This is a genomic window from Clostridium cuniculi, assembly GCF_004353185.1.
Classification (GTDB): Bacteria; Bacillota; Clostridia; order Clostridiales; family Clostridiaceae; genus Clostridium; species Clostridium cuniculi.
Map to the genome: position 1 here is coordinate 1 of NZ_SMUS01000075.1, position 5,591 is coordinate 5,591.

Sequence of the window (5,591 nt, forward strand, 5' to 3'; positions counted from 1 at the left end):
CTAACTCCATAGCTTCTTATGATTATACAAATGGAAGAGTTGAAATATCTTTATATGCAAGTTCTCTTAAATTTAATTATAATGCTAACTCTAATAATGATTATGCAGTAGTAGATAGAAATCATACTTTTAATGAATTAAGAACAGATATTATTGTAGCGCTTACAGTAACAGCATAGGAGGGAAAATATGAATATTACTCAAGAACAAAGCAAAATGACTATATTTTATAATAAAAGATTAGGAACTATACAAGCCATAGCAGGTGGTACACAAGATATGAGTTATTTTGGTGAAGAAGAAGAAGACTTTAAACTTATTTATGATTATATAGTTGTAGACAAGGACGAGTATGTAATTAATAACTCCAATAATTTCTGCGTTAGTGAAAGACAATTAAAATTTAAAAATGCAAAAAAAGTAAATAAATATTTATAAAAAGGATGAGTTTTTTGAATACAAAGATAATTAGATTTGATATAAATAAAAATTTATATGATACATTAACAGCTAAGCAAGGAGATACAAAAAGTAGATTTTTGCTTTTTCAACTTTTAGATGGAGCTATCCCTTTTAGTTTAGAAAACAGAAGTGTTAGAGTGTATGCAATTAAACCAGATGGAACTGAAGTATTTAACGATTTAATAATAAATGATAGATTAAATGGATATTGTACTTTAGAGCTTACAACTCAAATGTTAGCAGTAGCTGGTTTAGTTAAACTTGAACTAATGATAATAGAAAATGAAAGCAAGTTAACATCTAATATATTTTTCATGGATGTTAAAAAGAGTATAAACTCTGAAAAATCTGTAGTAAGTACAAATGAATTTGGAGCTTTACTAACAGCATTAGCTTCATTAAATGAATATGATAATTATAAAAATGAAATAATTGAAGCTAGAAAAGGGGAGCAATCTTTAAAGTTTATTATAGATAAAATCTTAGAAGAACTTTTAAAGAAAATAAATATAGGAGACGGAATATCTGTTGGGCAATTAATAGGTCAGATTAATGAGAATCAAATAACAGATAGCTTAAAAGCAATAATTATGGGTACTGCTCCAATAAGCCCAATTTTAAAGGAGAAAAGCATAACTAATAGAATACTAGCTAGGAATTCAGTAGGAGTTCCAGAAGCTAGTTTTTTAGTTTCTGGAAAGAATTTATATGATAAAACACGAAGAACATTAAATAGAGTAATGCAAGGAAGTACACCGAGTACCTATAATCACACCGAGAGCGAAAGCTATGATATAACAGATTATATATTTGTAATTATGGGTAAAAAATATACATGCAATGTTGGAGCTAGAAATATATATCTTTTTAATACGGCTGGAGAATGTATAGAAGTAATAACTACAAATTTAAATACAAGTACAGCAAAGTTTACATTTACAGCCCCTCAAACTGGATATATAAGAGCTAGTCTATATAAGACACATATAGACACATGGCAATTAGAAGAAGGTAACGCTCTTACAAGATATGAAGATTATAAACAATATTTAGCTTATGATGTCCAAGAAAATATAAGTATAAAAAAGAAACAAGTAACAGATTTTAGTGTTGAAAGTGATGATTGTAATTTCTTTGAAGTAGGTAAAAACTTACTTAATCCAGCTAAATTTTTAAATGGGAAATTAATATCAAAAAATAATACTGTAGTTGATAATCCAGGATATAACGGATATATGATAGAACTTGAAGCTGGTACTTATACTGTTTCAAATAGAACAAGGAATGTATTTCAATTTGATTCTAACCTTACTGGAACAGGATTAATAAATACAATTTCTAATGTTACTGCGAATGATCCTATAACTTTCACAATAGATGAAAAGTCATGGATAGGAATAAACTTTTTTGCAGATGCAACAAATATGCAACTTGAAGCAAGTTCAGAGCTGACATCTTATGAAAGTTATGGTTATTGTATGGATAAACTTAGGTTTACAAAAGAGCAAATGGAATCAATAAAAGATGAAGTAGCAATTTCTGATGATAATTCTAGCTTAAAGATAATAAAAGAGAATAATAAGTTTACTGTATATAGTAAATTAAATAATAAAGAAACTATAAAATATGAAACTGAAATAGAAGGTTTAAGAAATAAATGTTTTAACTTTGTTAATACGTATTTAGTAAAAGACAATAAAGAAACATTAATACACAATCAGGGGGACGATATAACTCCAATTAGAACATTCTATACTGTTGGAGCTAATCATGGCTATCCTTGTTTTTCTACACCTAAAAACGGACAAACAACTACTGATATAGGAAGTATATGGACAGATGGAATAACAGATTATGTATTAGCAAAAGTAGAAAATGATAAATGTATATTCTTATATCCATATACTGAAGATGAACGAGGGATAGTAGGCTATAGTAATATAGCACCAGTTAATAATTTAGAAGCTAAGATAACTGCAACTAATACAAGTGCATTAGATATAACAAATCTAACTGTAGAACAATTTTATCCATCTACAAACAATCATACTTATAAAGTGCTTATTGATGGTAAAGAACTAGTTGAAGGTGATAACTTAGGTAACGAGTTTAATGTAACTGAAAAATATAATATATTATGTTATAAAGCACTACAGGAGCATTTAAAAGCTAATGTAGGGATAGAGCTTACAGGAGATAATTTAAATGAAATAGATGAAGTTGTAGAGCTTTGTGTTAACTATAAATTTAAAGACAAAGGATTAGTATTAATAAATCATTCTTTAAAAGTATTAAAGAAAGTTACTTTAGGGAATTGTGGATTTTTACAAAGTGTAAGATTGCAACCCAATACACAACACTATATGCCTAATGTTAAGCAAAAAGGCAACTGGAATTTTTCTCAATTAACTAATATAAATTCATATAAAGATAATTTGAAGTTCTATCTAGGTGATTGTATAAATCAAAATTATCCAATAAATAGATATGTACAACATAGAAATGATATCGATAATAATAAAGTAGGATTTACTGCTGGATATTTACCTGACATAGGTAATGGATCTAATGAAGAAAGATTAAAAAATAATATGCTTTGGGATCTTAGAAGCACTAAAAAATCATATCCAGTAGGATATAGTGGTGGAACTTTAGAAGTTGGAGCATATATGAACTTTAGTATATATAGAAAATATATAGATACTTCCATATTGGAAGATGGAGAAACTAATAAAACTTATATAGAAGTTGGAGATAGTTTATATGTATTTATAGATATCCATAAAAATGTTGTATGTGATAATTTAGAAATTCCTTCAAAGTATATAGATAAGAAAATAAATATATTAGAGCAAAACGAAGGATTTGAACTTATCAATAATACTGTAGATGTTAGAGGAATTAATTATACTATTAAAAATGCTTATGGATATGCTGTATTAAAAATAAATTAAAATGAAAGAGAATAAGTTGTTGATTGAAGTCATAGAGCAAAATACTAACTTATTCTCTTAAGGAGAAAAAATAGAATTCAGTATAAAATATATTATGAAAGAATAAAAAATATATTCATAGATTTAGTTATTTTTAAAATAAAAAGTTCCCTTTAAAAAGGGAACTTTTATTGTGTGAATTAATTTAAAGAAAAGATTACTAAATAATATACTTATTTAGATTATAGCCAGTAATGAATTTTTTAATCAATTTATAAAAGTATAAATACAGGAGAGAATAAGTTGTTAATTAAAACCCGTAGTAATCAACTTATTCTCTTTATTTAGAAAAAGTCCCGATAATATTTTATGAGAATAGCTTTAAAATATTCATTAAATATAAAAAAATAGAAATATCCTTATTAAGAGGAAACTTCTATTTTTTAGAAAGGTAATTATACGAATATGTATTTAAATTATAACCATAATTATAAAATTTTAATCATTTAATAAAAAAATAAGGATAGTAATAATATTAAATTGTCTTAGAATGTTAACTATATTAATGTGCTAAATGTGATTAAGTTTGCTTATTGTTTATAGGAGTTATTATTTCCATCCTTATTTTTATTGGGGTGAAAAAATTCACATAAATGTTTTATGAAAAAAATATAAAATATATTCGTGGAAGATTTAGGAGCCGAAAGGCTCTTTTATTATATCTAAAATTCCAAGCGATTGGAGAAAAGGAAGGCGTAAAAATGGAAAAAGAAAATTTTATAAAGTTAGCAATAAGTGCTTTAGGTGCTTATTTATCGAATAAGCTAGGAATACTATTTCCGATATTATGTATTTTATTATTTGCCATGGTAGTTGATTATTCAACAGGTATGACAAAAGCTAGATATTTAGGAGAGGTAGAAAGTAGAAAAGGAATGTGGGGAGTAATAAAAAAAGCAATGTATTCAGTAGTTGTTGCAGTTGCTATGATTTCAGACTGGATAATAATAAATATAGCTGAAAATATAGGAGTTAACATTCCTTTAAGTACATTCTTTGGGTTGCTCGTAGCGATATGGCTTATATTAAATGAAATAATATCTATATTAGAAAATCTTATAAAGATGGAAGTACCTATACCACCATTCTTAAAGAGTTTTGTGAGTAAATTTAAGATAGTTGTAGAAGGTAAAGGAAATAAAATTGTAGATAGTTTAAATGGAGAGCAGGAGTAGGTCCTGTTCTTTTAATTTATAAAATATATTAAGAAAGAAGGAGTTTATTATGGAAATTAAAAAGATAGCAGTTAGAGGTGGACATACCGAACTATGTACAGGAGCAAGTGCATTAATTAACGAATTACCAGAGGATAGAAAAGTTACAGTTGCAGTAGTAAAGTATTTAAAGAAATTAGGACGTGAGGCATTAGACGTAACACCACCAGTAAACTATACTTCAAGGTCATCAGAAGATTTAGCTTATGGTGTAAATAAGGCTAATAATTGGGGTGCTGATTTATTTGTATCTATTCACTTTAATAAGGCGTATGACAGTTATAATGGAGCATTAGGAAGTGAAGTGTGCGTATATTCTACAAATGAGATAGCTCAAAGAGTTGTTGATGCATTAGAAGAGTTAGGATTTAAGAATAGAGGTCAAAAAATTAGAACTGGCTTGTATGAGTTAAAGCATACGAAAATGAAAGCTATGATAGTTGAAACTTGTTTCGTAGAAGCGACTGAAGATGTTGCATTATATAGAAAGCTAGGAGCAGATGCAATTGGAAAAGCTATAGCTGAAGCAATTGCTAATAAGAAAGTTCAAACTGTTAATACTCCAGCTAATCAATCTAATAGTGGGGCAGGTTATAGAGTAAGAATTACAGCAAGTGTACTAAATGTAAGAAAAGGAGCAGGAACCAAGTATTCTATTGCTACGACTGTTAAAAGAAATGAAGTTTATACAATAGTAGAAGAGAAAAATGGTTGGGGTAAATTAAAGAGTGGAGCTGGTTGGATAAGTCTTTCTTATACAACTAAATTATAATTATTAAGGCTAGTAGGTAGGAAAATGATATGCTCCCTTTATAGTAGACAGTTAAAATAATAAAACTGTTTCTATGGAGGGAGTATTTTTAATGGGAAGAAAATTGAAGGTGTTACCTGAAATTAAAATAAAAGTTGTTGAGCAGTACTT

4 protein-coding genes are annotated in these 5,591 nt (G+C 27.5%); all 4 read left to right on the top strand.

Annotated elements, in window-relative coordinates:
• Positions 1–189: 189 nt before the first annotated feature.
• The 4 genes from EJJ37_RS19340 (at position 190) to EJJ37_RS19355 (ending at position 5,441) form a co-directional block, all read left to right on the top strand.
• Positions 190–438 carry a hypothetical protein gene (locus tag EJJ37_RS19340; protein ID WP_133017075.1) on the top strand — a complete coding sequence of 83 codons (249 nt, stop codon included), beginning with the start codon at positions 190–192 and terminating at the stop codon, positions 436–438.
• A gap of 14 nt (positions 439–452) precedes the next feature.
• Entirely contained in the window at positions 453–3,416 is a 2,964-nt protein-coding gene (locus EJJ37_RS19345; protein WP_166484854.1) for a BppU family phage baseplate upper protein, read from the top strand.
• A 740-nt stretch (positions 3,417–4,156) separates the two neighbouring features.
• Positions 4,157–4,630, top strand: coding sequence for a phage holin family protein (locus EJJ37_RS19350; protein WP_166484855.1), 474 nt, complete (start codon positions 4,157–4,159; stop codon positions 4,628–4,630).
• 49 nt (positions 4,631–4,679) lie between these two features.
• Entirely contained in the window at positions 4,680–5,441 is a 762-nt protein-coding gene (locus EJJ37_RS19355; protein ID WP_243124927.1) for an N-acetylmuramoyl-L-alanine amidase, read from the top strand.
• Positions 5,442–5,591: the final 150 nt, after the last annotated feature.

What these genes read in the sequence shown, in the direction of transcription:
- EJJ37_RS19340 (WP_133017075.1), top strand. Translation starts at nt 190, where the DNA reads ATGAATATTACTCAAGAACAAAGCAAAATGACTATATTTTATAATAAA.
- EJJ37_RS19350 (WP_166484855.1), top strand. Translation starts at nt 4,157, where the DNA reads ATGGAAAAAGAAAATTTTATAAAGTTAGCAATAAGTGCTTTAGGTGCT.
- EJJ37_RS19355 (WP_243124927.1), top strand. Translation starts at nt 4,680, where the DNA reads ATGGAAATTAAAAAGATAGCAGTTAGAGGTGGACATACCGAACTATGT.